Origin of the sequence: Sulfitobacter donghicola DSW-25 = KCTC 12864 = JCM 14565, assembly GCF_000622405.1 — a bacterium.
In the GTDB taxonomy this organism is placed as follows: domain Bacteria; phylum Pseudomonadota; class Alphaproteobacteria; order Rhodobacterales; family Rhodobacteraceae; genus Sulfitobacter; species Sulfitobacter donghicola.
Window position 1 is genome coordinate 2,940,511 of the sequence record NZ_JASF01000005.1, and the last position, 26,697, is coordinate 2,967,207.

A 26,697-nucleotide genomic window follows, 5' to 3' on the forward strand; every position below is an offset into this window, starting at 1 on the left:
GATTGGCTATATCGGCCCAAACCGGACATTGACCTAACCTCGCGTCGCCGCGTCGCAGCTTCCCCGAAGCGGACTTTGGAGCAGTTGCGCAGCATTTTGATCTGTTCGATGACAGCAATGCGGACGAAGCCGACCTCCACTTAAGAAGCCCGAATGTCGGTTTTCAGGAAACCGTTCAACAAACGGTCGTTTTTGGAAGATATCTTTACATTCCTCCAAGCGGCTCTTTCAGAGCTTTATAGCCTTCTTATTTTTGCTTCGTTACGTTACCTGTGACTAGCAATTGCGTGAGAAAAATTTTGGCCGCCAAATCAATCACATTAGGAGAAGAACTCTCCGAAAATTTTGCCGCAAAATCTGATCTCAATATCGGCGCGCAGTTTCGTAGGTACTTGATGATAATCATAAAATGCTTCGTGCTGGCTTGCATTTCCATGATGGTCATCTGGTGGTTCTTGGGGCAACCAGACGTGGACAAGATCCCGGCTTTGATATTTTTAACGGCACTGACCATCTTCTGGTTGTTTGTGAATCGCAAATTGTTTGTGAATCGCAAAGTTCGCGGAAACAAATCACACTTCTTCAAATCACACTTCTTGTTGGACAATGATCGACAAGGTTTCATGCATGGTCTTCGATTGGATGAGAAAGCGGCCGTCATTGATGGAAGTAATATTTACCATCTCGGGCACGACAACAAACTAGACGCCCAACCATTGGGCGAGATCGCGCACCAACTTCGCTCAGAGGGATATCGTGTCGTTTGTTTCTTTGACGCAAATATCTTTCACACACTTGGCGAACACGGGGCTTTCCGACGCGATATACGGCATTCCGTGGCAATACTTGAAGATATTTTTGGGCTTATGAACGACGAAATTTATGTCGTTCCGAGCGGGGTTCAAGCAGATAAATACATTCTGGAGTGTCTCAAATACATGCCAATATGCTTTGCCGTGACCAACGATAGGTTTCGTGACTACGCAAACCAATATCCGACGGTGATGAAAGATAACCTTTGGCGCAAAGGCGTGGCAATTTCAGGCAGTGAAATCAAGTTGCTGCAACATCGACAATAAAACTCATAAAAGGGGTTTGACGGGTAGCTGTTGGGGCCGTACAGCCGACCTTAATGACCGTCGCTAAAACCCTCGTTTTTGGCACAGCTGAAAACGTCCCATTTTCGGCTGCCAAAAACGTCATTCAAAACCCAAGCAGTTGTTGAAGGTTTTTGAGCCGCGCGTGATATCAGACATTCGCGGCATCGCAGCAATCCAGCAAAATGGGCTCCTTGCTGCCGTTCGCTGCGGTTGCACACAAAAATAACCGCCAAATCGGGGGGGCGAGAGGCTGCAATGCGGACTTTGCCGCCGTGGGAGATCGCCTTCCGAAGGTCAGCTCTCGGATATCAACACCCAATCTTGTGCTTTGATTTCGAGGGTTTCATCTTTCAAATAGAAATGAAAATGCTTTGCCCCGACGCCTTCCATCTTAATCCAATGCGTAAAGTTCATGTTGTCTTGAGTGTTGCCTGAAATTTCGTAGAACTCACCCCATTCTGGTGCAAGCCTGCTGAAACGGCACTGGCCCGAATACCAGCCTTCATCGTTGACTGGCGTAACGCGATATTTGGAGCAATTTACGAACCTAACAGCGATTTCGGGAACATTGTCGTATTGGCGATAGGCGTACGGATTTGGTTTCATGCGAGCAATCAACTCATCTCCGCTTTTTTCCAGCCTGAGACCCACATCATTCGGATGAGCGTTCCAGTCTTCATTCAGTCGGGTGAACTTGGGAAGGTCGACTGTCTTGAAGTGCCATGGCAAATCCGCTTTTGGTTTCCAAGTTACCCAAAGACGGTTTGGATACCTTGCTAAGGGTTTCAATTCCTCTGTTGGCGCGTTGACCAATACGGCGATACTGCCAAGGCCAACCAGCGGCCAACCCGTCAGGCAACTTCGCATCCGCTGTCTATCAACTTGTGCAATCGACAAGTTACGATCTGACACCTGAAGCACATCCCCAACCTCGGGAACGTGGGTAAGTTGATCAAGCATAAGAACCGACTGAGGTTGCCCAGAACCATCAGTGGTAAGGTTGAATATGTCGGTCAGACGACCCTTCGGTTCGTGCATCCTCGGCCCCTTAGAAATTTCAACTGCCAACCACGAAGAAAGGCAGTTTGTCGTTTTTTTCATCATAGCAGACCTTTGTGCGCTGCGCAGCATCGGTCAAATTGGGCTGATTTTGTTGAAAAACACATGCTTGATCGTCGGTACAGCTACTGATTCAATTCTCTCAACGACCGGGAGGATTGGCGATGATGGGACCGAGACAGGAAGCGCAGGCGGCTTTGTTCTACGAGTTCTCGCTTGAAGATCACGTTCCCCATAGTCACCTGGTGCGGTCGATTGATCGGTTTGTTGATCTGACCAGCGTCCGCGCTCATCTGGCGGATTTCTACAGCCATACGGGTCGCCCCTCCATTGACCCAGAACTTCTGATCCGGATGCTTCTGATCGGGTATTGCTTTGGCATCCGGTCGGAACGGCGGCTTTGCGAAGAGGTGCATCTGAACCTCGCGTATCGCTGGTTTTGCCGCCTCGATCTGACGGATCGTATCCCGGATCATTCGAGCTTTTCAAAGAACCGTCACGGTCGCTTCCGCGAAAGCGATCTGCTCCGCCACGTATTCGAGACGACCGTTGCTCGATGCATGGCAGAGGGGTTGGTTGGTGGCCACGGCTTCGCGGTCGACGCCAGCCTGATCAGCCCCGACGTCCAGAAACAGAACTCCAGCAACCCCGAAGACTGGGCTGCCCGCGCGATTGATCCCGCTGATGCACCGCGTGCAGTGCGCGAGTACCTCGACACGTTGGACGACGAAGCCTTCGGAGCGGCGACAACAGCAAAACCCAAGTTCACCGCCCATGCGGACCCCGCCAGTCAATGGACGGCGGCCCGCAAGGGGCCTGCGTTCTTTGCTTATTCTGACAATTACCTGATCGATACCGACCACGCCATCATCATGGATGTGGACGCCAGCAGGTCGAACAAGACCGCCGAGGTCGGTGCCATGCGCAAGATGCTCGACCGGACCGCAGAGCGCTTTGGCGTGAAGCCCGATTGGATCGCTGCAGACACGGCCTATGGATCGTCTGACACTCTGGTCTGGCTGGCTCTGAAGCGCCAAATCCTGCCCTTCATTCCCGTCTTCGACAAAGGCGAGCGAACCGACGGAACCTTCTCACGATCCGACTTCACATGGGATGACGAGAACGACCGCTACATCTGCCCGGGCGGCAAAGAGATGCGGCATACATGGCGAACATATTCTGATCCAAAACGGAATGCGCCAGTTTGGAAATCCAGAAACTATCGGGCACTGAAATCAGACTGCACAAGATGCGAGCTGAAGGCAAAGTGCTGCCCCAACGCTGAAACGCGTTCGGTTCATCGCGATAAATATTAGATCGTCAGAGACTTTGCTCGCCAATGCACCGCTTCCGAGTTCAATCCGAAAGCGCAGGCGCGACGGAAGAAGGTCGAAATGCTCTTCGCCCACCTCAAACGCATCCTCGGCCTGGGACGGCTCCGATTACGAGGTCCATGCGGCGTTCAAGACGAATTTACCCTCGCCGCCACCGCCCAAAACCTCCGGAAACTCGCAAAGCTCAAACCGATGGAGCCTGCCGTAAGCTGAAGCGGCCACTATGCCTTCGACACCTCAACCAAATCAGTGCGGTAGCTCAAACTGACGCGCCACAATCGAAGACTTTTTCAACAAAATCGGCTCGTTGCCGCCGTTCGCTGCGCTTGAAAGTGCAACGCAATGCCGAACGTCTGCTTTCTCATACGGTGGACCTATACTTTGAAATTGCGGCGAATGTCGGCTTCCCGCCCTTTTGTAGCGCATTCACAACAATGCGAACGGCCCTTAGCTGCCATTGATCGGATGTCTATTTGCTGCATAGCAGCTTCCCCGAAGCAGACATTGACCCGTTAGCGCAGCATTTTTCCTTATTGGATGGCTGCATCGCGGACTTAGCTGCCATCACTCGTTTGCGCTTCGCTGTTCCATGTCACTGAAAACGAATTTCGCGGTAGCACTCATGGCGATAGAAAAGTGAAATGTCTCGACGTCGGTTTCGCTTCTACAGAGCCCAAACATCGAAATTCCCAAATCTCGCTCGGAGGCGTCAGCTTGCTCGAGCCTACAATCGGAAAACGACGCGCTGCCTGTGTGCCCGATTTCAGACATACGCTTGAAGTAATAGGATGTTGTGGTGATGAGATATTCATGGTCGGTTGGTCGGTAAAACGACACAAATAGAAGCCATGCCACCGCAAAACTGGCAACTGCTGTGCCGATTATTTTCCAAGTAACTGGCATCTATCGCCTCAAATCTGGTTCTCTGCACCGTCGGCAATGTTTTAAATACTGCATTCCAGAGGCAGCGAGGTCAACATGGGCTCTTTGCCGACTTTCGCTGCACGTGCCAACGGTTCTGAGAGCAAGTCGGCAGTATCAAGGTCTGCTATGCGGACAAAGTGACCGTTGTCCACCGCTGCAGCAGTCATTCGTCGGAACGTTTTCTTAGCGCCGTAACCTGTGCTTGACGAAGCGCACGCAGTCTTCGCTTTTTCCGCAAAACGTATACCGGCGGCGCAACCAAAGCGCTTAACATCAAAGCAAGAATACCGAATTTCAAAGTGGTATTGGTTATGCCAAACAGGATGACCGGCACCGACAAAATCAAAACAAAATAGTAATATACCAGCGATCGGCCCAACCCAGAAGCTGGCACATGATTTGCCGCGTGCAGATCTATTTCATTGGTCATCAAACTACCTCCAAGAAAAAAAGCTCCAGTAAGATTAGCCATTGCTGCATTTAGCTTTTCATCCCCCCTATTACCATAGTCTGAGCCCACAAGTTGGTCGAGAGCTTCTGGTCAAGAAGGGCTCACACCTGCCGTTCGCCGCGTTTGCACACAAAATCAGCGTCGAGGCGGGAAGCGACTGTCCGCTCTGCGGACTTTTCTGCCGTTCGAAGGCCTAGATCGAAGGCCCGCTTCCGGCGTCGAACGACCAGTCTTGCGCTTTCACCTCAAGGGCCTCGTCTCTTAGATAGAAGTGGAAATGCCGTGTTCCAGACCCCTTCATCAAATTCCAAGGTGTCGACTCCATGTCGTCTCGTGTATCGCCAGAAATTTCGTAGAACTCGGCCCATGACGGTGCGAGCCCGCTGAAACGGCATTGCCCCCCGTACCAGCCGTGGTCATTCACTGGCGTCACACGATACTGCGCGCAGCCTTTGAAGCAGACTACAATTTCGGGTATATTTTCGTACTGACGATAGACATACGGGTTTGGTCGCATACGAGCCAATAGCGTTTGCCCATTATGCTCAATCTTGAGGCCAACATCGTTTGGATGCGCGTTCCATTCTATATTGAGCTGCGTAAAAGCTGGCAAATCGTCAGTTGTGAAGTGCCAAGGCAATTCGTCTTTAGGAGTCCAAGTGACTAAAAGCCAGTCTGGGCGCTGTGCGAATGGTCGTAGAGCGTCTGTAGGCTCGTTGACCAGGACGGCAACACTACCCCGCCCAGCCATCTTCCATCCTGTCAGGCAATTCCTTATCCGCCGCCCATCAACTTGAGCAATCGTCAGTTTCCGGTTGGCGACCTGCAATACGTCTCCGGTCTCTGGAACGTGTGTGAGCTGATCTAACATCAGGACGGTTCGAGGCTCACCAGATTCATCGTCTGGCAAGTTAAATACATCAGTCAGTCGGCCCTGCGGTTTGTGCACAGTGTTGCTCCAGAAATCTCAGCTCACCTTACTCCAAAATGGCCAACCGTTGGAAGCAGACATCCGTGCGCCATGCAGCAATTGGTAGGTCTGGGCTCTTTGCTGCAGTTAGCTGCGCTTGAAAGTGCAACGTGCTGCAGAACCTCTGCTTTCTCATACGGTGAACCCACACCACGCAACTGCAACGAAGGTCCGGTTTCCGCCCTTTGTAACGCCTCAATGATGGGTGATGTTGGCGAGGTCAGATGATTTTGGGGAGTATTTCGAGGGCCTCAACAAGAGACTGCATCGGCGACGCCTTTCGATAAACCTTGTCGTGGATGTCCTTGCCTTCATGTCCGGTGATATCGCGAACCACCTTGTCATCAATACCAGCATGATCAAGCTGGTTCTGCACGTAGTGCCGAAAACTGTGAAAGGAGAGTTTTTTGCCTTCCGCGCCAAGCTGCTGATCAATGATCTGTCGCATCCGGCGTCCTACCTTGCGGCCGAACGCGTCATTCCCAGCTTCGTATAGTTCGGGGAAGAGGCTGGTTTGTTTGTTCCTTCTTGCTTCCTGCACATAATCCAAAAAGCCAAGATCTATCAGGTGGGAATGGATGGGGATCAAACGGCGTGAAGACAGGTTTTTGATTCGGCGCAGCTCTGAATCTTCGATTGAGAAGCAGGCAACGCCATCACTTTCTACAATGTCAGAGGGGGCAAGGCCCGCGATTTCTTCTCTGCGAGCGCCAGTATAGGCGCCAATCAAGGGACACCAGTAGATGCCGTTCTTGAAAATTTCTTGTCCAACTTTCGTCTGGTGATGCTCCGAATGTGAGCCAGTCCAGACTGGGTTTTGAAAGACCACATGCAGTTGCTCAACAGAGAACGCGTCGCGTTTATCGCGCGCGCGGACGGTTTCTTTGCGGCGCAGCTTCGATGGCTTGAGATTGAGGTCAACGGCCAAGCCTTCATCCCGCGCCCAATCCGCAATCTGATTGAGGTGATCAAGGTGACGGTTGATGGTCCCGACTGACAGGCCAACCTTATCAGGGGGCAGCGAAGCAGCTTTCGCCATTACCTCGTCGCGTGTTGAAGCCTGATCCTTGGGGCTTTTACCCCAGTTTTTCGGCATCTGGGCGAGGTCGGCGCGGAAGGCCTTCACATCCGGTTGGCGAATTTGAGTAATGTCATCATGTCCCATCAGCATCTCAAAGAGCGCCGCAAAGCTCAGGTATTGGCGTAGCGTCTTTTCCTCGATGCCTTCAGTGCGCTTGATGGCGTTCATACGTTCAACGATGGCCCGGAGGTTAGAAGAGGGCAGGGCAGGGTCACCACTGGGCGCGCTGCTCAACACATTGGCCTTCAGGGCCTCTGTGGGATCGTCTTCGATCCACGCTTTTGCTTTTCCGGATACAAACAAGTCAATAACCTGCATGTATTCCAGCGCTGACAACTGATCCTGCCCTGTTTGTTCTTGGAAGATCCGCTGGAGGGCCTGCTTGCGAGGATGGCTGTTCAGGTCGCTGCGGATCAAATCGATATTATCGCGCACCAGATCGGACGCTTCCTCCGAAACGTGGTGATTGATGCCATGCAACGAGATACGTTGCCATGCCTCGGCCATAGCGGCATCGTGGCGGGCGTCGTCATCTGGATCAAGGCTGTCCACGCGACTGAACATGCTGAGCTGGGCAATCTTAGCCCGTTCTTTACGGATCACCTCAGACAGAAACGCACGACCATGTTCTGGCGTGATCCGACTTCCAACGATTTGTTCCATGATCATATCACTCTCAGCACTGACCTTGCGTGCCAAGATAAGCGCGTGCTGACGATCTGTCGTCCCTAACGACAGCTTGATATCGATGTTTCCTGTGGAAAAGCGTCTGGTCTTGCGTCGCCATTGGTAAACATCGCCGCGTTTTGAAAGGTGGGGCTGTGTGTTCATCATCGTTCCGTTCTCTGAAAACGGATGGAACGCAAATGGCAGAGATGGTGGTACACTGCGGTGCCGCAGTTAAAGACCATTCCCCTCATAAGGGCTTATATAACAAGTACTTATGAGGGAAATGGCTCCGACGGTAGGGATCGAACCTACGACCAATTGATTAACAGGCGAAAAATGAGACTTACCGATATATACTTAGACTTACTAAATCCCCTAAGTATCTAATTTATTTCAGGATTTTAAGGAAGCAACCTACAGATTATAACTATGCCATACCGATTTTAACCGGAGGCTTGTGTCCTATATGCGCCCTAAAAAACTGAAACGAAAACTCGTTAAGCGTAGTTCATCGCCTTTAACCCGCGAACCAACATTTACTGAGGCAGGCCTTAGAATAGCTGAACCGCGCGGTTCCGACTACACGATTAACGACCCTAAAACTGCCGGGCTGTCTTTGAAGGTAACACCGACTGGCCGCAAGGTATTTGTTTATAGGTATCGGACAGAGTTTGGTCGGCAGCGAAAGGTAAACATAGGGAAGTTCTCAGAGTTCACTGTAGCAGAGGTAAGACGTAAAGCACTCACACTTGCTGCCGATATCAGCTCCGGCGGTGATCCCGCAAGTGATCGGCTCGGCAAGCGTCATGCGGTCACTGTTGCTGAGTTCGCGGAGAAATACCTTGAAGAACAAGCTAAACCTCGATTGGCCCCATCTACCTACAAAGAGTATGACCGGGTTCTTCGTTCACGAGTTTTACCGCGCATTGGCAGGCTGGCGATGGTTGAGGTCAAGCGCTCGGATGTTGAGGCAATTCACTTTGCTATGGCTGATACACCTGTTCGAGCAAACCGAATGCTGAGTGTGTTGAAAGCAATGATGTTTAAGGCAGAGGATTGGGAGATAATTCCGAGGGGTAGCAACCCCGCTTCGCGAATTAAGATGAATAAAGAGCGCCCTAAACAACATTACTTCTCAGATGATGAGCAAAGCCGAATATTCGCTGCGATTGACGAACTCAGAGGTGAAATGCTGAAAAGTGGACCTGCATTCGATGCAATCACTCTACTATTCTATACTGGCTGTAGGCCTAGCGAGGTGCTGAACCTCAAGTGGGAAAACGTCGATTTTGAAGGTGCGGTAGCGCGGCTACACAACACAAAAACGGGAGAGGCTCGGCTACCGCTTGCGGGTACGGCGCTCGAATTCCTGCAATCGATTGCAAGCGAACATCGAGAAGGGTGGGTCTTTCAGGGCGCGGTGGCTGGCGAGCGACTAAAGTCACTAGTGCGTCCTTGGAAGCGGGTGTGTGAAGTCGCGGAACTTCCCGACGCATGCCTTAAGGATATTCGTCATACTGTTGGAACGTATGTAGCAAAAAACGGCGGTCTCTACTCTGCCCAAGCTATTCTACGCCATACAAGCCCCAAAACAACAATGCGGTATGCACACCCATTTGAAGGTGCAATCCGGAGTGACCTTGAAAATGCCATGGAACAGATCGATAAAAACCGAAAGAAGGTGGTCGATTAAAATTTGGGATACGCATCCACCAGCAGGAGACCTCGGTTTATGGAAGATAAACAAAAAAAACCAGTAAGGAGATTGAAGAAGCAATTTAGAGGCAACGAACTTGCTATTTGCAGGCGGCAGATCATGAAACTAAAATCTGAAATTGCTGAACTTAAAGAGCAAATCAGCGGAGGTTGGATTTCTCCCGATGGCCAGTACTGTGATACAAAATACGCGGCAAGGATGGTCAACAAGCGAGAACAGACACTGAGGAACCTACGCTCTACGGGCGGCGGACCAAAAGCGTACTCAAAAAGCGGTTCAATATATTACGACGTTGCCGATCTGCATGACTATATAAGAGATGGCAAAACGACTTGGCCATCAGAAGAGGATAAGTAGCTTTGGGAACCAAATATTCGCAAAATATATCAATCACCCCCCGGGTATCTCTCATTGGCTGGCAGGCCAGAACAGTAAATGGGAACGACATAACATATTGCGAGTAGGGCAAAGTACGAAAACTCCTATACAGCCTGATCCTTGTTATATGAGCTCTAGACATAACGAATTGAGTGAAAATTTGGTGTAACTATATAAAATTAATAAAAAAATTAAAGAAACCTGTTGCGCAGGGCTATGCACGTCAGTCGATGCTATTTTTAATATGCCTTAAGGGGCTCTAAAACTCAGTGATTACAGGGGAATACCCTGCTTGAACGGTGTCAAAAAGACACGAGGTCGGTAAAGCTCACAAACATGCTGACCAAACCTATCAATTGGAAGCCGTGGTGACCAGATTTGTACACACACGAACCAACGTCCGTAGGAGCACAGCATGGATCAGCCAACAGCATTTATTTCATATATTCGGGTTTCGACAGAACGACAGGGCAAAAGCGGCCTAGGACTTGAAGCGCAAAAATCTGTTGTAGATGCCTTTGTCGCTCAAAGTGGCGGAGAACTTATAGAAGAGTATGTGGAAGTAGAGAGTGGTAAGCGAAATTCACGTTCGCAACTGAAAGCTGCAATCGATGCCTGCAAGCGGCAAAAAGCTACCCTTATAATTGCCAAGCTCGACCGTCTTGCCAGAAACGTACATTTCATCTCTGGTCTGATCGAAACAGGCGTACCTTTTCGAGCTGCGGACATGCCAAACGCTGATAAATTCATGTTGCACGTTTATGCTGCTATGGCAGAGGAGGAGGGGCGGCGGATAAGTGAACGTACCAAGCACGCTCTCCAAGCTGCAAAACGTCGCGGTGTTAGACTAGGCGTATCCTGCAAACAGCTCGCCGCCAAAAAGGTGGATGAAGCAAACGATCACAGTAGAGCCATTGGCCCTATTATTGAGGTGCTAAAGGCGGAAGGCATGTCGGTTCGAAAAATTGTCGATAGGCTAAATTCTGACAATATCACAAGCTATTCAGGTGGTAAGTGGCATCCAACGACAGTTCAAAGGTCTTGGCAGCGCTATGCAGAATTGAACCTTTCTACCACCGGGAAATTTACTAACCCCCCATGTTAAACCCAATAGTCAGAAGATCAGACTTTGTGCGGCAACTAACGCCAAACACAGTAATTGATGCAAACGATGCCTTCATTGATCGGATCGACTTAGATATTGGCGACTGGCTGCTATCTGGGGAACTAGTTGATATTTGCGGCGCTCTCTCTCAGTTACGTTTGGCCGAGATACCTAACGTTGATGGCGGTTCCGTTCCATTGTTCAACAGCCATATCGTCGAGAGATTTTACGAAATTCGAGGGTTAAGGTTTTCTACAAACCCAAGAACCGATAGCCTCAATCAAGCGAGCGCACTAATCTCTGGAACCGTAGAACGACCGAACTGGCGCTATCGACCGACTACCCGCCAACCGGGCGAGACAGAACGTATTTCTTTTAAAACTCAGCTTAACCTCACAAGATTTTTGCAAGCCCAGCGCCTACACCATAGAAGTCGATCTGACCGGCCAAGGCTGGCTTCTAATTATGTCATGGCGATTTCGCCGGAAACTAGTTGGTATGCTGATGAAGTGCCGCTGTTGCCTGCAACGAACGTTATTATTGGTCCCAATAAGAAGTACGCTTTTGCACTCAAGGACAGTCGGAGCGTCCAGATGCAGCGTTACCTAAACATTGCGCAGGACATGCTTAACAATGCCATGCAGGGAGCATTTGACGGGGAAGGGGCTTCAGCCCATCTAGCACCGTATTTCTCGCTAAGAGCAATTGAGTTTTATTGGGAATTCGACGCTGAGAGCCCGATTGATTTTGTTGCCTCTTTACGGGAAAGGGTTATGCAGCATGGTCAGGTGGTTTCGGAGGATTTTTATGACATTTCCACTGGATCGCTTAGGACAACTAATCAAAGCCCATGCCTTACCGTTCAACTGACCTCTAAAATTAAAGTTAAGATTTACGCGAAAACAACAAGACGGGTAAGGTTTGAGGTTACAATCAAAGATGACGCGATTAATGTGGTGGCAGGCCAGCGGTCTCAGGCTAGCGTGGAAGGGATTGTGTCCTTGATACCTTCTCTGGCTCAGGAAGCCGCTGACCGACTAGCACCGCTCATACAATCGATTACAGCGGCACCACCACCTCCCGGGCGAGCAACTGCTCTTCAGCTCATGCACCTGATCACACAGAACGCTCAAGATCGCTACGTAGCTGAAGCAATTATTGCTGCGCTTGTTAGTTTTGGTCGTGTGGCCGCTTACGGGAACGATCCCATGAAAAGCGCAATTAGAGGGTTAAAGGAGCGCGGTATACTAAGGAGTGTTAAGCCGCGCAGCAGCATTTGTGTTATCACGGATGAATATCATGACGCACTAATAAGTTTGCGCAGATACCGTTAGTTAGTTACTGAGCTGCAATGAACATATCACCATCAGTCGCTGCAAGCGGACACTTTCTTGCGAACTAAAACCGACAGGGCAATGCCGGTCAAGCGCCTGAAGATTAAGGAAGCATCGTGAAGACTGCAAAAGAATTTTTCCTCTTTGACTTTTCTAGCACCCTATTTCCAATGGAAACATGTAAGGTGCTTTTTGAGAATGGTGAACCTTTGCTCGAGGCGTATGTACAGAGATGTTTGAGTAAGAAGCCAGCTGATGCGGCCTATCAGTTTTTAGCGCAAACACGGGTTTACGCATCGAAACCTCGCGGACACCTTCGCCGAACGGTTAAGCTAGACCCGGTCGCTGAGTACTTTCTCTACACGGTTATCTTTCGCAATAAGTTAAAGTTTCGAAAACCCTTTGGCGCTGACAAAAAGCACTTTGGGTATAGGTTTGAAAAATCCGAGCCGTTGACTGCAACTGCGTCCTATTCGGGCTTTAAAAAAGCACTTGTGGCGTATTCGAGCAAGTTCAAACATTCGATCAGCTTCGATGTAGCATCTTACTTTAATGGCATATACCATCATGACATCGTGTCTTGGTTTGCGAACGCAGGAGCAAGTATCGATGATGTAAATGCTCTGGGAACATACATGAGGCAGAGCAACTCTGGGCGTAGCATCGACTGTTGGCCTCAGGGAATGTACCCAGCAAAAATGGTGGGCAATGATTTTCTTCGTTTTGTCGAACAACACCATGGCTTGAAGGCGAAGGCCGTTGTCCGCTTTATGGATGACTTTGTTCTATATTCCGATAATCAGCAAGATTTGTCTGAGGACTTTTACCTCGTTCAAAAACTCCTTGGACAAAAAGGGCTTTCCGTTAATCCAAGCAAGACGACAGTTAAAGGTGTTGCAGGTGTTGAGGTTGAGGATCAGGTGGATGGAGTAAAAGCTGGCTTGCTTCAGAAACGGCGGAAAGCCGCAATCCTTGCCTACTTAGACGATTTGGATGCCGCCGTTGATGCCATACAGATGAGTGCCGACGAGATTAAGTATATAAAGGGAATGCTGAAGGCAGACCATTTAGAGGAGGAGGATGCAGAACTTATCTTGAGCCTCTTTCGTGACCATACCGAGGAGGTTTTACCTTACATAGGGCAATTTGCGATCAGCTTCCCACATCTGGCAAAGAGCATTTGGTCATTTTCCCACCACATCAAAGATAAAGAGTTCGTCGCTGACTTTGTTCTTAAGGCTGCTAAATTTGACGGCCTCCAAGAGTATCAGTTATTCTGGTTTGCTTGGATTTTGCAGGACAGTCTAATGGGATCAACGAAGGCTGCTGAAATCGTCGATGCATTGTACAACCACAAAAATTCAACCACCATTTCGAAGGCTAAAATACTCGAGATTGCAGACAACAGGTTTGGTCTAACAGAGTTGCGGGACGAGCACTTAGTCGCTGGCCGTTCAGATTGGTTGGCTTGGGCGAGCGCTGTAGGGCATAGAAATTTGCCTCCAATCTCAAGAAATCATAAACTTGAGTACTTCGCTAACTCTTCACCGATGAATAAGCTTATAAAAGATATCATTGCATAGCCTCTTCTTAATGAAGATGCGGTTTATCCAATGATTGCATCGCACCCATATTTTGAGCGAGATGGACCAACCCAGCCGTTTTTACTCTTTTATTATGTATTGATAGCATTGCAATAAGTGCGAAGTTGCTCAGCGAATGGTTTCATGCGCCTGTAAGATTTTTTTGCTAAGTTCAATTCATATTTTTGAGATTTTCTTATTTCAGCATGAATGTGTATCGCATTTCTAGCGGCGTAGATTTCAATCAGATCGTCACGCAAATCATTATCGATAATCCCTAGGTTAAACGCACAATTGGCCTTTGCATCAAAGCGAACTTTCGTAATATCGGATGGCACAACAGCGTGATAACTGGGAATAATCTCTCTACCATCATGCTCCAGATGCTTGTGAAGTTCTTTGAGAGAGTTTTCAGGTATCGAAATTTTCTTCAACGTGTTCCGCTGAGTGAGTTGAATGACCTCCGGAGCAGTTGCGTTCTGATCGAATAGTACATGGTGTAAAGCGGCCTCATATATGGACGCATACATTAAAACCTGCACCCTAACTTGGGCACGTTGTAACCAGTCTTCTGCCTCAATCGCCCTTAGCATTTTGTATATGTGCCGCGCTGACATGAACTCTTCGGACAGCCGCTTTGCCAAACCTGTATCTGTTATGTAATCAAACTGCTCCTCATGCCATTCTCGGCTTGCCAGATGCGCGTTCACATAGTCGTTTAATAGCCACCTAAGTGCTTTTACCTTAATTTTTGTAAACATGCGTGCCATAGTGCTTCCCAAAATTAACATAGCTCATAGCTCGTCTTTCCTGCGATTAGTATCCTGATTTCATGAAGCTCACGAAAAAAAACTATCATAGCTCGAAGCTACTAATTGGTACTTTAAGAGGGTGTCTAAACAGGATTACCCGTTGCGTCCTATGTGGGCCCAATAGGCAGATCAGAAAAGAAAAAGGGCTCAGCAATCAATGCTAAGCCCTTGAATTCTATGGCTCCGACGGTAGGGATCGAACCTACGACCAATTGATTAACAGTCAACTGCTCTACCGCTGAGCTACGTCGGAACGGTTCGCATCATATAGCGGCGGTTTTTTGGCGCGTCCAGAGGCTTTTCGTAGTTTTTCAAATATTTTCTGTAGGGGCTAAAAGGGAGAAGGTTACGCCTTCTTGTAAGGTCCCATTATGGGTGACGAAACCTCGGCCTTTCAGGTCGATCAAATGCGCCAAAACGTTCCTGATTGCTGCGCCCAAAAGGGCTGGTGGGGTCTCGGTATATATCTCTTGTGCAAGGGATTTTGCGTTTTTGGGCTTTTCGGCCAAACCTGCCAGAATGGCGGCCTCGCGCGTGCGGCGATGGTTCACCAGCCATGCGAGGCGGGCGGCTGGGTCGTCTATTTGGCCGCCATGACCGGGGTAGAATACACGCCAGTCTGTTTCCTGAAGGCGGGCGCAAGAGGCCATGAAGTCTGTCAGGTCGCCGTCGGGCGGGGAAACCAATGAAGAAGCCCAACCCATAACATGGTCGGCCGTAAAGCAGCTGTCGTTCCATCCCAAGCTGATGTGGTTTCCGATATGGCCGGGGGTGTGGATTACGTTTAGCTGCCAGTTGTCACCTTGAATGATGTCGCCATCTGCGACGATTTGATCGGGCTGAAATGCTTCATCAATCCCTTCGCCGCCTCCGACAGTACCCGCTGCTGCGAGCTGTTGCATAATGGGGGATCTGCCAGCCTGGGCATTGCCAAACGCCAGAATGGGCGCTCCGCAATGATCAGAAAGCGGCCGCGCCAGAGGGGAGTGATCAAGGTGGGTGTGGGTGACGATGATGTGGCTGATGTGCTGGTCAGGCCCAACGGCGCCAAGGATCGCCTTCAGGTGTGCCTCGCTCTGGGGGCCTGGATCGATCACGGCCAATCCGGAGTCGCCTAGCAGATAGGTGTTGGTGCCGCGGTAGGTCATTGGCGAGGGGTTTGGCGCAACAATCCGTCGCAAACCTTGTTCGAGGGTTTGAGCAACGCCAATAGGCGGATCAAAGTCATCTGGAGCTTGCATTGTTTTGCCTTTCGCTTGGGGCGTTGACGCTTTAGGTTTTATGCATGTCATGGAACCTGCTCAAACACTATATGCCGCGTGGGATTTACGGGAGGGCAGCATTGATCCTGCTGCTGCCCGTTGTGTTTTTGCAGGTGGTCGTAACCGTTCTTTTTGCGCAGCGTCATTTTGAAGGCGTCACCGTTCAGATGGCCAATACGGTTTTGCGCGAAGTCTCTTTGGTGATGCAGGTCGTTGACGCTGAGGCCGATTTGCCCAGCGGCATTGATGCTGTGCAATCGCAACTGGGGGTGCTGGAGATTGCTGTTTCCCAGCCTCAAATCGCGGCGCCTCAGAACCGTCGGGTTTGGTATGACTATTCCGGTAGCGTTCTTATGCGGCATTTGGGGGGGCAACTTGCGGGATTGGCGGCAGTAGACCTCGTAGAGGGGGGCGAGGTTGTTCTATATGTCACCAGTACCCATGGGCTGGTTCGGCTGGATTTTGATCGTCGGCGTATTTCAGCGTCAAACCCGCATCAGATGTTTGTTTATACGATTGCCTTGGGGGTCTTTATGACAATCATTGCGATTATCTATCTGCGCAATCAGCTACGCCCGATCAAACGGCTTGCCCGCGCGGCCGAAGCTTTTGGCCGTGGGCGCCACATCCCCTATGCGCCAGCGGGAGCGATTGAGCTGCGCGCTGCTGGCAGTGCCTTTGTGGATATGCGCCACCGCATTGAACGCCACATTGAACAGCGTACCTTGATGCTATCAGGGGTCAGCCATGATTTGCGCACGCCCCTTACGCGGTTGCGGCTGGGGCTTGCGATGCTAGACGAAGACGAAGCCGCGCCTCTGTTGCAAGACGTCGCTGACATGCAAAGAATGCTGGATGAATTTCTGGATTTTGCAAAAGGCGCTGCCGAGGCAGAGCCAGAACCTGTTGATCCTGTTGCACTGGTCACTGATATCGTTGAGGGGGCGCAGCGTGCTGGGCGCGATGTCACCTTGTTGGCGCGTGAAGGGGACGGGCAGGGGCATGTTCAACTGCGCGAAGTCGCGATCCGCAGGGCGGTTGATAATCTGATCTCAAATGGTGTCCGCTATGGGGCACGGGCCGAAGTCTCGGTTTTGTTAACGGATAAGACCCTGAGAATTCGTGTCGAAGACGATGGTCCGGGCATTCCGCAGGAACAACGCGAACAGGCCACCAGACCTTTCACCCGTCTTGATCCGTCCCGTAACCAAGACAAAGGCGGCGGTGTTGGCCTTGGCTTGGCGATTGCGGTGGATATCGCGCGCAGCCATGGCGGCGTGCTGCGGCTGGGGGTGTCGGATCGCTTGGGGGGCTTGCGCGCCGATATCGTCATTGCCCGCTGACCTTAAGGCAAGCTTGAGTTGAATCCGGTTCCTGTGCACAACTGGTTCACAGGTTTGATAGCGGAGAGTGTTTATGGATCCCTACGAAATGATCAAAGCCCACCTCGGGCAGGCTGTTCCTTATGCAACACACACAGGTGTCGAACTGTTAGAGATCAAGGATGGGAGCGCGACAGCACGGCTAGACCAGCGGCGCGAAACTGAAAACCACATCAAAGGCCAGCATGCGGGCGCGATGTTCACATTGGGCGAGGCCGCTTCGGGGGCCGCTGTTGCTGGCGCTTTGGCGCCCGTCATTTTGCAAATGCGCCCCGTCGCGGCCATGGCCGAGATTACTTACAAAAAATTCGCGCAGGGTACGTTAACGGCTACGGCACGCACCTCACTCGATGGTGCAACGCTTATGTCCAAGATCGAAACCGACGGTAAGGTCGCATTTGATGTGGCCGTTGATATTCGCGACGCTGACGAGGAAACCGTCGTCGAGATGAAAGTGAATTGGTACGTCAGCCCGACGCGTAACTAACGCCCAAACAACGCGCACATCTGAGCATTTGGAGGTGGTTCAAAACCAGATGCCTTCACACGATCGCTTTGGCGATTCCCGTTCGCGGCGCGGCACTGATGCTGGCATCGCCCATGTGGTGTGAGGGGTGGTGTTGGCGGTTTGGTAGGCCCGGCAGGACTTGAACCCGCAACCAAAGCGTTATGAGCGCTCTGCTCTAACCAGTTGAGCTACAGGCCCGCCACGGATGCTGGTATTGTGCATAATTGCTTTCGTCAAGGGTTTGCGTTGCGACTTTGAGCCGAATGATTTAACTCGCTCAGCAACAGAGTTTTTCCAGCCAGAGGCGTTTGAAAATGAGTGAGCAGCGAAACGGGATCACATATGCCGATGCAGGCGTGGATATTGACGCAGGCAATGCGCTGGTAGAGCGGATCAAACCCGCAGCGAAGCGGACCACAAGACCGGGTGTTATGTCGGGGCTGGGTGGCTTTGGCGCGCTATTTGATCTCAAGGCGGCTGGCTATAATGATCCGGTATTGGTGGCTGCGACTGATGGTGTGGGCACCAAACTGCGCATCGCGATTGATACAGGAAACGTTGATGGCGTTGGCGTCGATCTGGTTGCGATGTGCGTTAACGATCTGGTCTGTCAGGGCGCTGAGCCGTTGTTCTTTCTCGATTATTTCGCAACGGGCAAGCTAGAGCTTGATGTGGCGGCGCGGATCATTGAAGGCATCGCAAAGGGCTGTGAGCTATCTGGCTGCGCCTTGATCGGTGGTGAAACCGCCGAGATGCCAGGCATGTACCCAGAGGGTGATTTTGACCTTGCCGGCTTTAGCGTTGGCGCGATGGAGCGGGGCGGCACGCTGCCGCGTGATGTCGCTGCGGGTGACGTTCTGTTGGGGCTGGCCAGCGATGGCGTTCACTCGAACGGATATAGCCTTGTGCGTGCCATTGTTGAGCAGTCAGGTTTGAAATGGGATGATTCCTGCCCATGGGCCGAGGGGACATTGGGTGAGGTTCTGCTTGCGCCAACCCGTCTTTACGTCAAACAGACGCTTGCCGCTGTAAAAGAGGGCATGGTGCACGCATTGGCCCACATCACTGGTGGCGGCCTGACCGAAAACCTGCCGCGCGTTCTGCCCGAAGGGCTGGGTGCCAAGATTGATTTGAACGCATGGGAACTCCCTGCGGTCTTCAACTGGTTGGCGGCGCAAGGCGGGATTTCCGAGGCCGAACTGCTCAAGACATTCAACTCGGGCATTGGCATGATCGTTGTTGTGCCTGCGGAAAAGGCTGACGCGGCCAAAGCATTGCTGAGCGACATGGGCGAGGCGGTCTATACCCTTGGCACTGTTGTTCAGGAAGAGGGCGTCTCTTACGAGGGTAGCCTTATCTAATGGTGCGGGTGGCGGTGTTCATTTCCGGCGGCGGGTCCAACATGGTGTCGCTGCTGGATGATATGGCCCGTGAAGGCCATGCAGGAACGCCCTGTGTGGTACTGGCTAATTCTGCTAATGCAGGCGGTCTGGCACGTGCTGCTGAACGCGGCGTGCCGACGGCTGTTGTGGACCACCGACCATTTGCTGGGGATCGGGTGGCCTTTGAGGCCGCGATTACCACCGCGCTGGAACCCTATGCGCCTGATATGATCTGCCTTGCCGGATTCATGCGCATCCTGACCGCTGGATTTAACGACGAATGGGCAGGGCGGATGATTAACATCCACCCCTCACTCCTGCCCAAATACAAAGGTCTGCACACCCATGCGCGTGCGCTGGAGGCAGGGGACAAGCGGCACGGTTGCAGCGTGCATGAAGTGACGGCAACTTTGGATGATGGCCCAATTTTGGGTCAAGCCGAGGTGCCTGTCCTTGAGGGTGACACGCCTGAAACCCTTGCCGCACGGGTGCTGGTGCAGGAACATCGCCTATACCCTGCGGTTCTGCGACGTTTTGTTACGGGTGACCGTAGCCCATTGTTATTGCAAAGTTGACTGGCCAAACAGGTGCGTCTTCTGTACCGCTGGTGCAAGCCTAAGGATTTTTAGCTGTATGCGTACGATTACCACCACTGACGAACTGGCCGAATATTGCACTGAAGCCGCCAAACACCCCTTTGTGACTGTAGATACCGAATTCCTGCGGGAGCGGACCTATTATTCGAAACTATGTCTTGTGCAGCTTGCGATGCCTGGCACGGATGACAGCAATGCGGTTTTGGTTGATCCCTTGTCTGACGGCATCTCGATGGAGCCTCTTTACGATCTGTTCCGCGATACGTCGGTGGTCAAGGTATTTCACGCGGCGCGTCAGGATTTGGAAATCTTCTACGTCGATGCCCAAGTCTTCCCCGAGCCGCTGTTTGATACGCAGGTCGCGGCGATGGTTTGCGGGTTTGGCGAACAGGTTGGCTATGAAACGCTGGTGCGCAAGATCGCCAAGGAAGGCGTTGATAAAACATCACGTTTCACCGATTGGTCGCGCCGCCCCCTGACGGAAGCGCAGAAAACCTATGCGCTGGCCGATGTGACCCACCTGCGCCAGATATATGAATTCCTCGCCGCCAAGCTAGAGGAAAGCGGGCGCCATAAATGGGTTGAGGAAGAGCTGAAAGTTCTGACAAGCCCTGAAACCTATATCACAGCCCCTCGCGATGCATGGAAGCGCGTGAAAACGCGTACCAGCTCTGGCCGCTTCCTAGCCATTGTGCGCGAATTGGCGGCCTTTCGCGAAGGCTATGCCCAAGAGCGCAATATCCCGCGCAACCGCGTATTCAAAGACGACGCGATGGTTGAGCTGGCCTCGAACAAGCCGAAAAACCACGAAGAGTTAGGGCGCGCGCGCCTACTGTTGCGTGACGCCCGCAAGGGCGAGATCGCCGAGGGGATTCTAAAGGCGGTCGCTGCAGGTGTAGCCTGCGCAAACAACGATTTGCCGCAACCGGATCGCAAACGTGAAAAGCTACAGGTAAACCCTGCTTTGGCAGATCTTTTGCGCGTCTTGCTCAAAGCTAAAACCGAAAGCTCGGGGGTGGCTGCAAAGCTCATCGCCTCAGCGGCGGACCTTGATGCGATTGCGGCTGGGATGCGGGATGTTCAGGCGATGACTGGCTGGCGTTTAGAGGTCTTTGGAAACGATGCCATCTCTCTGTGTGAAGGCAAGATTGCCCTTACCGCTGTTGGGAATGACGTAAAAGTCGTACCTGTTTAAGCGCGACCATCATCGCGCTGGTATTGATGTCATTCCTACTGGCGCTTTTTGATCGCGGCCAAAGGCTGGATATTCGCCTTTGAGTCAAAATCCGAGGTTTCTATAGGTTTCGGGGTTAGCGGCGAGCAACCCGTGCGTTGCGCGCACCTTCAACACGGATTGAGCGCACACCGCGCAGATCCTGATCCGTTAATTTGCGGGCTGCGGTCACTTCCCGTGTCGCTGTTCCCCCAACTGGTGTGTTTGCATCAGGCTTTATGCCTTCCAAACGGTATGTCAGGACGCCCTTTACCGGTTTTTCATCCTCATCAGCCGGAGTCAGGCGTACCGAATAGATCCCTTGACGGTCTGCACGTCCCGTTGCCCTGATGATCGCGCCCCCTGGAACACGCTCAACCTTGAGCGAGACAATCTCGTCGAAAGGTCTGCCTTCATAAGTGGCTTCGTCTGCCCGTATTCTGGCAAAAAGGCCGGATTCGGAAGGGATCAAAGGGTTTACCGGCTTTTCATCGGCAACCTCGATCTGTTCGGATGTACTGCGGCCAAACCAATTGCCAGGGTTCAAAGCGCTATCGCGCACAAAGCCACATGCCCCTAATGAGACGGATGTTACCAAGAGAACAGTGAGGGAAATGCGCATGTGACCTGCCGTAAATTCTGCTGTTATGTGTAGTGATCTAACCCATCCCTGCGTGGTTGGGAAGGGGCGGGGCTGGACGTTTGCGTAATGAAGGCCTACCTGATGCGGGAACAGTGATCAAAGGAGCGCCCGATGGCTACCGAGCAATTTGAAGAGCTCGTCGAGGATTTTGAATTTCTGGACGATTGGGAAGATCGCTATCGCCATGTGATTGATCAGGGCAAAGCGATGGATGCCTTGGCCGAAGAGCTATGTGTGCCAGCGACCAAAGTGGATGGTTGCGCCAGTCAGGTGTGGCTGCATGCGGAAATGCAGGATGGAAAGCTGCATTTTGACGGGGCGTCTGATGCGATGATCGTTTCTGGCCTGATTGCTGTGCTGCGTACCCTGTACAACGGGCTAAGCCCTGCCGAAGTCTTGGCCGTAGATGCGCGCGCTGAAATGGGGCGGCTGGGGTTGAATGATCACCTGTCTGCCCAACGATCCAACGGCTTGACCGCAATGATCGAACGGGTGCGCGAAACCGCCTTGCGCGAGGTTTAGATGTCGCCCAAGGCGGTCTCTAAGTCGCCGTAACCTGTAAAGCGATGCTCAAAGGCGAGGCCTAGACGCTCGGCGCAATCGCGCGCTTTTTCAACAAGCGCGGGGTTGTCTGTCTGGGCTTGATAGACCAGCTTTTCATAATTGCTGAAATACATGTCGCGTAGTTCAGGATGTTTATCTAACCCCATGGGTTTTATGATAAAAGCGTCAAATTGGCGGACCAGAAAATCGGTCAGGTAAAAGGTTGTGATCTCGTCTTCGCTGATCTCTGCGAAACGGTCGTTTCCCTCAAAAAAACTATAGCAATGGGGCCCTGCGATCATCTGGACCTCTAGCTCACTACAGGCGGCTTGTAGCAATCCGCCCGTGCCGCAGTCCGCATAGGCCACAAAAATTTCGTCATAATCGTCGCGGTGTTTGGCAACGCTTTCACGAACTGCGTCGGTGATTTTATCGGGGTATAGGTGGTAATTGGCTGGCAAGCAGGTGAGATCCAGATGCGTCCAGCTGTTTGCGGCCTTGAGGTCGATGATTTCGCGCGCCAGAGCGCCACAAGCAATCACAAGGATCTTGCCGCGTTGTTCACTCAGGGCAAGACCGTCTTCGGTGAGGGATGTGTCATCGAGCTTCATCTATCGAACTTTCGCAATGCAAAGGTGGCAATCAACGCAGCGGGCACGGCCACTGCGAAAACCGATGGACCGGCAAGAGACAACAACCAAACGGTCAATCCAGCCGCCGCCATCACACTGAGCAGGAGTAAGAGAAAGGTCGTAGCAGGCATTTTTAACCCCTTCCGTATTTCATACCCTGAATAAATTAAGCAGTGTGTAGCCATAAAAAAAGGCCCCGCAAAACAGCAGGGCCTTTATCCGTCCGCGATTAGGGGACGATCAGGCGTTTTGGCTGTTGTGTTTACGGCCGACCCATTCTTTTGCTGTTTCGACGGCAACAGCCGCGTCGCGGCAATAGGCGTCGGCGCCAATGGCTTTGCCGAACTCTTCGTTCAACGGTGCGCCGCCAACCAACACGATATAATCGTCGCGGATGCCTTGTTCGACCATCGTGTCGATCACGACCTTCATATAAGGCATTGTGGTGGTCAGCAGGGCAGACATGCCCAAAATATCAGGGCCTTCTTTTTCCAGTGCTTCCAGATAGTTTTCGACGGGGTTGTTGATGCCCAGATCAACCACTTCGAAACCAGCACCTTCCATCATCATGGACACAAGGTTTTTGCCGATGTCGTGAATGTCGCCTTTGACGGTGCCGATCACCATCTTGCCGACACGTGGTGCGCCTGTTTCGGCCAGCAGCGGCTTGAGGATGGCCATGCCACCTTTCATCGCGTTGGCGGCCAGCAGAACTTCTGGAACGAACAGAATGCCATCGCGGAAGTCCGCACCAACGATGGTCATCCCGCCAACCAATGCTTTGGTCAGAACATCATAGGGCGCCCATTTGCGTTCAATCAGGATGTTAACGCCTTCTTCGATCTCTTCTTTAAGACCGTCGTAAAGATCGTCGAACATTTGTTGTACAAGTTCTTCATCATCGAGTTCCGAGAGGATGATATCGTCTTCGTCAGACATAGGATTCCCTTTTCTTGGCGGGCTGGTTGGCCGTGTATTTTTTCATATTTGTCAGACTGCGGTAAAAATACTGATGCGTTTGCGACAACAATCGAACAAGCTGCGACGCGCTGCCGCAGAAATGATCCAATTTTTCAGCCCCAATTGCCAGCCTGTGACCCTGCGTTAGGCGCGGCGGCGGCCGCGGCGTGGCGCGCGTGTGGGGCCTGCGCCATCGGTGCCGTCGCTTTCTGATGAAAACGCCCCCAGCGCCGCCGAGATTTCCTCCAATGAAGGGGCAGATCCCATTGGCGTTGTATCCAGTGCTTCGCGCATTTTTTCCAAATGGCTTGGCATGGTGCCACAGCAACCGCCAATAATCTGCGCGCCACAGTTGCGGGCCATCACGGCGTATGTGCCCATCAATTCAGGCGTGCCATCATAGTGGATGTGGCCATCGTGGTATTTCGGGATGCCCGCGTTGCCTTTTGCAATAATTGGCAGGTTGCCCCCCTTTGCCGCAAAGCCAAGAACCGTGCGCAGCAAATCAGACGCGCCGGTGCCACAGTTAGCACCATAGGCGAGGGGGGTATTGTCGATGTCTTCGACCATATCGACCATCCCAGCCGAGGTCAGCCCCATCATTGTGCGGCCTGCGGTGTCAAAGCTCATCGTGCCGACCCACGGCAGACCCGCCAGTGCGAATCCTTCTGCAGCTGCGCGGTATTCTTCGGGGGCCGAGATGGTTTCAAGCCAACCAATATCCGCTCCGCCAGCCTTTAGGCCATCCGCGGTTTCGTGGAACATTTCAACGGCAGAGGCATGCGACAAGGCACCAACAGGTTCCATAATTTCGCCTGTTGGGCCAACTGATCCTGCAACAATCACTTTGCGCCCAGCGGTATCGGCAACCTCGCGCCCCAGCTCAGCGGCCACGCGGCTTAGCTCATGCGCGCGGTTTTGCGCATCGTGCAGTTTCAGACGCGATGCATTGGCCCCAAAGCTATTGGTGAGGAATAAATCGGAACCCGCATTCACCGCACCTCTGTACAGCGTAAGGATTTTTTCGGGTTGGTCTGTGTTCCACAACTCGGGCGCGTCACCTGACATGAGGCCCATGTTGAACAAATTGGTCCCCGTTGCGCCATCCGCCAAAAGCACTGATTTCTCAGCCAGCATTTCTGTAAATAGGTTCGACATAGGAGGTACCGCTTTTGTTTGTTTCACCTCGGCTTCTGTCACGCTCTTTATTTTCTAGCAATGTTCATAATGTTCATCTTGATTATGAGGCGCAGTGAAGAAATGGTTAAGTTACCTACAGGAAGCGCCCGATACTTGCAGCAGCGGGAAGGGTACACTAAGAGGGGCGCAACAGGGCAGCGGGACTCCCCCGCGCCCAGCAGATACAGGGGACGCCCATGGCCCGCCGCAAGAAAATCTACGAAGGCAAAGCAAAGATTCTCTATGAAGGCCCAGAGCCGGGGACAATCGTGCAATACTTTAAAGATGACGCAACCGCCTTTAACGCGGAAAAGAAAGACGTCATCGATGGCAAAGGGGTGCTAAACAACCGTTTGTCCGAGTATTTTATGAACGGTCTTGCCCAAATTGGCGTTCCAACGCATTTCATCAAAAGCCTGAACATGCGCGAACAACTGGTGCGTCAGGCCGAGATTATTCCGCTGGAAGTCATCGTGCGCAACTATGCTGCGGGCACTATGTCCAAACGTTTGGGCATCGACGAGGGCACCCAATTGCCGCGTCCGATCGTTGAATATTGCTACAAAGACGATTCTTTGGGTGATCCGCTGGTCAGCGAAGAACACATCGCCGCCTTTGGTTGGGCCAGCCAGCAAGATATGGATGATATCCTAAGCCTTGCCCTGCGGGTGAATGATTTCCTTTCTGGTGTGATGTTCGGTGTTGGGATCAAACTGGTAGATTTCAAAATCGAAATCGGCCGCGTCTTTGAAGGTGACTTCCAGCGTCTGATCGTTGCAGATGAGATTTCACCAGACAGCTGCCGTTTGTGGGACATCGAAACCGGCCAGAAGCTGGACAAAGATGTGTTCCGCCGCGATCTGGGGTCGCTGACGGATGCCTATACCGAGGTGGCAAAGCGTTTGGGGGTTCTTCCCCAGTCTTCGACGCCGATCACCAAACCAACATTGATCAATTAAAGAAACGCAGGGGGACGCGCCATGAAAGCTCGGGTGCATGTAATGTTGAAAAACGGTGTTCTGGATCCACAGGGCGAGGCCGTGCGCCACGCGCTTGGTGCGATGGGCTTTGACGGTGTGCAGGGTGTACGCCAAGGTAAAGTGATCGAACTGGATCTGGCAGAGGGTGCCAGCGAAGCAGACGTGAAGCAGATGTGCGAAAAGCTGCTCGCGAATACGGTTATCGAAAGCTACACGGTGGAGATGACCTGATGCGCGCAGCAGTCGTTGTATTTCCGGGCTCAAACTGTGACCGCGACCTAGCGGTCGCGTTCGAGCAGGCAGGCGCAGATGTCACCATGGTGTGGCACAAAGATAGCGAACTGCCACAAGGCGTTGATATCGTCGGCATTCCGGGTGGTTTTTCCTATGGTGATTACCTGCGCTGCGGCGCCATCGCTGCGAATTCCCCAATCTGCAAATCCGTAGCGGCCCATGCCGAACGCGGTGGCTATGTCATGGGCATTTGCAACGGGTTTCAGGTGCTGACCGAAACAGGTCTGTTGCCAGGGGCATTGCTGCGCAACGCTGGTTTGAAATACATCTGTAAAACGGTTGGCCTAAAGGTGGAAACCTCCGCCTCGGATTTCACGGCTGGATATAACGCAGGCGACGTGATCGACATTCCAATTGCCCACCACGATGGCAATTATTTCGCCGATGAAAACACCATTGCAGCACTAAAGGGTGAAGATCGCATCGCCTTTACCTATACGGACAACCCCAACGGCGCGCAGGCGGATATCGCTGGTATCCTTTCGGCCAACCGTCGTGTGTTGGGGATGATGCCGCACCCTGAACGGGCGGCGGATGCTGGGCATGGCGGCACCGATGGGGTGGCGCTGTTCCGCGCATTGGCGGGCGCTTTGACCACCGCCTGAC

The 26,697-nt window shown here is 52.1% G+C and carries 27 protein-coding genes, 2 tRNA genes and 1 pseudogene; 16 read left to right on the forward strand and 14 right to left on the reverse strand.

Going from position 1 to position 26,697, the window contains the following annotated elements:
- Window positions 1–287: 287 nt before the first annotated feature.
- On the forward strand, window positions 288–1,079 hold the full coding sequence (locus Z948_RS0115600) for an NYN domain-containing protein (RefSeq protein ID WP_025060493.1): 792 nt from the start codon (window positions 288–290) through the stop codon (window positions 1,077–1,079).
- A gap of 315 nt (window positions 1,080–1,394) precedes the next feature.
- Here the strand turns inward: Z948_RS0115600 and Z948_RS18550 are convergent, their stop codons facing one another.
- The gene (locus Z948_RS18550; RefSeq protein WP_156023512.1) at window positions 1,395–2,201 is read right to left on the reverse strand and encodes a hypothetical protein; all 807 of its coding nucleotides are present in this window, start codon (window positions 2,199–2,201) and stop codon (window positions 1,395–1,397) included.
- Between the two features lie 122 nt (window positions 2,202–2,323).
- On the opposite strand from Z948_RS18550, the pseudogene Z948_RS18230 reads away from it, so the two are divergent.
- Window positions 2,324–3,706, forward strand: a pseudogene (locus tag Z948_RS18230) (transposase).
- A 731-nt stretch (window positions 3,707–4,437) separates the two neighbouring features.
- Here the strand turns inward: Z948_RS18230 and Z948_RS18985 are convergent.
- The 4 genes from Z948_RS18985 to Z948_RS0115635 all read right to left on the reverse strand — a co-directional run bounded on the left by Z948_RS18985 (window position 4,438) and on the right by Z948_RS0115635 (window position 7,753).
- Window positions 4,438–4,584: a hypothetical protein gene (locus Z948_RS18985; RefSeq protein WP_156026503.1), complete on the reverse strand. Its 147-nt coding sequence runs from the start codon at window positions 4,582–4,584 to the stop codon at window positions 4,438–4,440.
- Window positions 4,581–4,889, reverse strand: coding sequence for a hypothetical protein (locus Z948_RS0115625; RefSeq protein WP_156026504.1), 309 nt, complete (start codon window positions 4,887–4,889; stop codon window positions 4,581–4,583). Before Z948_RS0115625 ends, Z948_RS18985 begins: the two co-directional genes overlap by 4 nt.
- A 172-nt stretch (window positions 4,890–5,061) precedes the next feature.
- On the reverse strand, window positions 5,062–5,817 hold the full coding sequence (locus tag Z948_RS18555; RefSeq protein ID WP_025060496.1) for an HlyC/CorC family transporter associated domain-containing protein: 756 nt from the start codon (window positions 5,815–5,817) through the stop codon (window positions 5,062–5,064).
- A 241-nt stretch (window positions 5,818–6,058) separates the two neighbouring features.
- Window positions 6,059–7,753, reverse strand: coding sequence for a site-specific integrase (locus tag Z948_RS0115635; RefSeq protein ID WP_245604585.1), 1,695 nt, complete (start codon window positions 7,751–7,753; stop codon window positions 6,059–6,061).
- A 301-nt stretch (window positions 7,754–8,054) separates the two neighbouring features.
- Here Z948_RS0115635 and Z948_RS0115640 point away from each other — a divergent pair, with 301 nt between their 5' ends.
- The 5 genes from Z948_RS0115640 to drt5 all read left to right on the forward strand — a co-directional run bounded on the left by Z948_RS0115640 (window position 8,055) and on the right by drt5 (window position 13,705).
- Window positions 8,055–9,281, forward strand: coding sequence for a site-specific integrase (locus tag Z948_RS0115640; protein WP_025060498.1), 1,227 nt, complete (start codon window positions 8,055–8,057; stop codon window positions 9,279–9,281).
- A 39-nt stretch (window positions 9,282–9,320) separates the two neighbouring features.
- Window positions 9,321–9,662 (forward strand): helix-turn-helix domain-containing protein, encoded by a 342-nt coding sequence (locus tag Z948_RS0115645; RefSeq protein WP_025060499.1) that lies wholly within the window; start codon window positions 9,321–9,323, stop codon window positions 9,660–9,662.
- Window positions 9,663–10,098: 436 nt separating this feature from the next.
- Window positions 10,099–10,788, forward strand: coding sequence for a recombinase family protein (locus Z948_RS0115650; RefSeq protein WP_025060500.1), 690 nt, complete (start codon window positions 10,099–10,101; stop codon window positions 10,786–10,788).
- The gene (locus Z948_RS18990; protein WP_156023544.1) at window positions 10,782–12,122 is read left to right on the forward strand and encodes a hypothetical protein; all 1,341 of its coding nucleotides are present in this window, start codon (window positions 10,782–10,784) and stop codon (window positions 12,120–12,122) included. Before Z948_RS0115650 ends, Z948_RS18990 begins: the two co-directional genes overlap by 7 nt.
- Before the next feature lie 116 nt (window positions 12,123–12,238).
- Window positions 12,239–13,705, forward strand: coding sequence for an antiviral reverse transcriptase Drt5 (gene drt5 / locus Z948_RS0115660; RefSeq protein ID WP_025060502.1), 1,467 nt, complete (start codon window positions 12,239–12,241; stop codon window positions 13,703–13,705).
- A gap of 92 nt (window positions 13,706–13,797) precedes the next feature.
- On the opposite strand, the gene Z948_RS0115665 is transcribed toward drt5, so the two are convergent.
- The 3 genes from Z948_RS0115665 to Z948_RS0115675 form a co-directional block, all read right to left on the reverse strand.
- Complete coding sequence (locus Z948_RS0115665) at window positions 13,798–14,475, reverse strand: hypothetical protein (RefSeq protein WP_211250494.1); 678 nt, start codon at window positions 14,473–14,475, stop codon at window positions 13,798–13,800.
- A 220-nt stretch (window positions 14,476–14,695) separates the two neighbouring features.
- Window positions 14,696–14,770: transfer RNA gene (locus Z948_RS0115670), tRNA-Asn, on the reverse strand.
- A 58-nt stretch (window positions 14,771–14,828) separates the two neighbouring features.
- Complete coding sequence (locus Z948_RS0115675) at window positions 14,829–15,758, reverse strand: MBL fold metallo-hydrolase (protein ID WP_025060504.1); 930 nt, start codon at window positions 15,756–15,758, stop codon at window positions 14,829–14,831.
- Between the two features lie 44 nt (window positions 15,759–15,802).
- On the opposite strand from Z948_RS0115675, the gene Z948_RS0115680 reads away from it, so the two are divergent.
- Both Z948_RS0115680 and Z948_RS0115685 read left to right on the forward strand, forming a co-directional pair.
- Window positions 15,803–17,122 (forward strand): ATP-binding protein, encoded by a 1,320-nt coding sequence (locus tag Z948_RS0115680; RefSeq protein ID WP_025060505.1) that lies wholly within the window; start codon window positions 15,803–15,805, stop codon window positions 17,120–17,122.
- A 73-nt stretch (window positions 17,123–17,195) separates the two neighbouring features.
- Window positions 17,196–17,648, forward strand: coding sequence for a DUF4442 domain-containing protein (locus tag Z948_RS0115685; protein ID WP_025060506.1), 453 nt, complete (start codon window positions 17,196–17,198; stop codon window positions 17,646–17,648).
- A gap of 142 nt (window positions 17,649–17,790) precedes the next feature.
- On the opposite strand, the gene Z948_RS0115690 is transcribed toward Z948_RS0115685, so the two are convergent.
- Window positions 17,791–17,867: transfer RNA gene (locus tag Z948_RS0115690), tRNA-Ile, on the reverse strand.
- Between the two features lie 116 nt (window positions 17,868–17,983).
- Between Z948_RS0115690 and purM the strand changes: the two genes are divergently transcribed.
- From purM to rnd, 3 genes are read left to right on the forward strand one after another with little or no spacing between them, the layout of a single operon-like run.
- Window positions 17,984–19,030: a phosphoribosylformylglycinamidine cyclo-ligase gene (purM, locus tag Z948_RS0115700; protein ID WP_025060507.1), complete on the forward strand. Its 1,047-nt coding sequence runs from the start codon at window positions 17,984–17,986 to the stop codon at window positions 19,028–19,030.
- The gene (gene purN / locus Z948_RS0115705; protein ID WP_025060508.1) at window positions 19,030–19,626 is read left to right on the forward strand and encodes a phosphoribosylglycinamide formyltransferase; all 597 of its coding nucleotides are present in this window, start codon (window positions 19,030–19,032) and stop codon (window positions 19,624–19,626) included. The genes purM and purN overlap by 1 nt, the downstream gene beginning before the upstream one ends.
- Before the next feature lie 58 nt (window positions 19,627–19,684).
- Window positions 19,685–20,842: a ribonuclease D gene (gene rnd, locus Z948_RS0115710; protein WP_025060509.1), complete on the forward strand. Its 1,158-nt coding sequence runs from the start codon at window positions 19,685–19,687 to the stop codon at window positions 20,840–20,842.
- A 115-nt stretch (window positions 20,843–20,957) separates the two neighbouring features.
- Here the strand turns inward: rnd and Z948_RS0115715 are convergent, their stop codons facing one another.
- Entirely contained in the window at window positions 20,958–21,482 is a 525-nt protein-coding gene (locus Z948_RS0115715; RefSeq protein WP_025060510.1) for a hypothetical protein, read from the reverse strand.
- A 132-nt stretch (window positions 21,483–21,614) separates the two neighbouring features.
- Between Z948_RS0115715 and Z948_RS0115720 the strand changes: the two genes are divergently transcribed.
- A complete protein-coding gene (locus Z948_RS0115720; protein WP_025060511.1) occupies window positions 21,615–22,025 on the forward strand; it encodes a SufE family protein in 411 nt (136 codons plus the stop codon).
- Here Z948_RS0115720 and Z948_RS0115725 read toward each other — a convergent pair.
- The 4 genes from Z948_RS0115725 to bmt form a co-directional block, all read right to left on the reverse strand.
- Entirely contained in the window at window positions 22,022–22,657 is a 636-nt protein-coding gene (locus tag Z948_RS0115725) for a DUF1638 domain-containing protein (RefSeq protein ID WP_025060512.1), read from the reverse strand. The genes Z948_RS0115720 and Z948_RS0115725 overlap by 4 nt on opposite strands.
- On the reverse strand, window positions 22,654–22,809 hold the full coding sequence (locus tag Z948_RS19080) for a hypothetical protein (protein ID WP_169736159.1): 156 nt from the start codon (window positions 22,807–22,809) through the stop codon (window positions 22,654–22,656). Before Z948_RS19080 ends, Z948_RS0115725 begins: the two co-directional genes overlap by 4 nt.
- A gap of 109 nt (window positions 22,810–22,918) precedes the next feature.
- Window positions 22,919–23,617 (reverse strand): corrinoid protein, encoded by a 699-nt coding sequence (locus Z948_RS0115735; RefSeq protein ID WP_025060513.1) that lies wholly within the window; start codon window positions 23,615–23,617, stop codon window positions 22,919–22,921.
- A gap of 165 nt (window positions 23,618–23,782) precedes the next feature.
- Window positions 23,783–24,796, reverse strand: a complete 1,014-nt coding sequence (gene bmt / locus Z948_RS0115740) for a betaine--homocysteine S-methyltransferase (RefSeq protein ID WP_025060514.1) — start codon at window positions 24,794–24,796, stop codon at window positions 23,783–23,785.
- A gap of 218 nt (window positions 24,797–25,014) precedes the next feature.
- Here bmt and purC point away from each other — a divergent pair, with 218 nt between their 5' ends.
- Genes purC through purQ form a run of 3 tightly spaced genes read left to right on the forward strand, consistent with a single transcriptional unit; the run spans window position 25,015 to window position 26,696 of the window.
- Complete coding sequence (gene purC / locus Z948_RS0115745; protein WP_025060515.1) at window positions 25,015–25,776, forward strand: phosphoribosylaminoimidazolesuccinocarboxamide synthase; 762 nt, start codon at window positions 25,015–25,017, stop codon at window positions 25,774–25,776.
- Window positions 25,777–25,797: 21 nt separating this feature from the next.
- A complete protein-coding gene (purS, locus tag Z948_RS0115750; RefSeq protein ID WP_025060516.1) occupies window positions 25,798–26,028 on the forward strand; it encodes a phosphoribosylformylglycinamidine synthase subunit PurS in 231 nt (76 codons plus the stop codon).
- Window positions 26,028–26,696, forward strand: a complete 669-nt coding sequence (gene purQ, locus Z948_RS0115755) for a phosphoribosylformylglycinamidine synthase subunit PurQ (RefSeq protein WP_025060517.1) — start codon at window positions 26,028–26,030, stop codon at window positions 26,694–26,696. Before purS ends, purQ begins: the two co-directional genes overlap by 1 nt.
- The last annotated feature ends 1 nt before the right edge of the window (window position 26,697 follow it).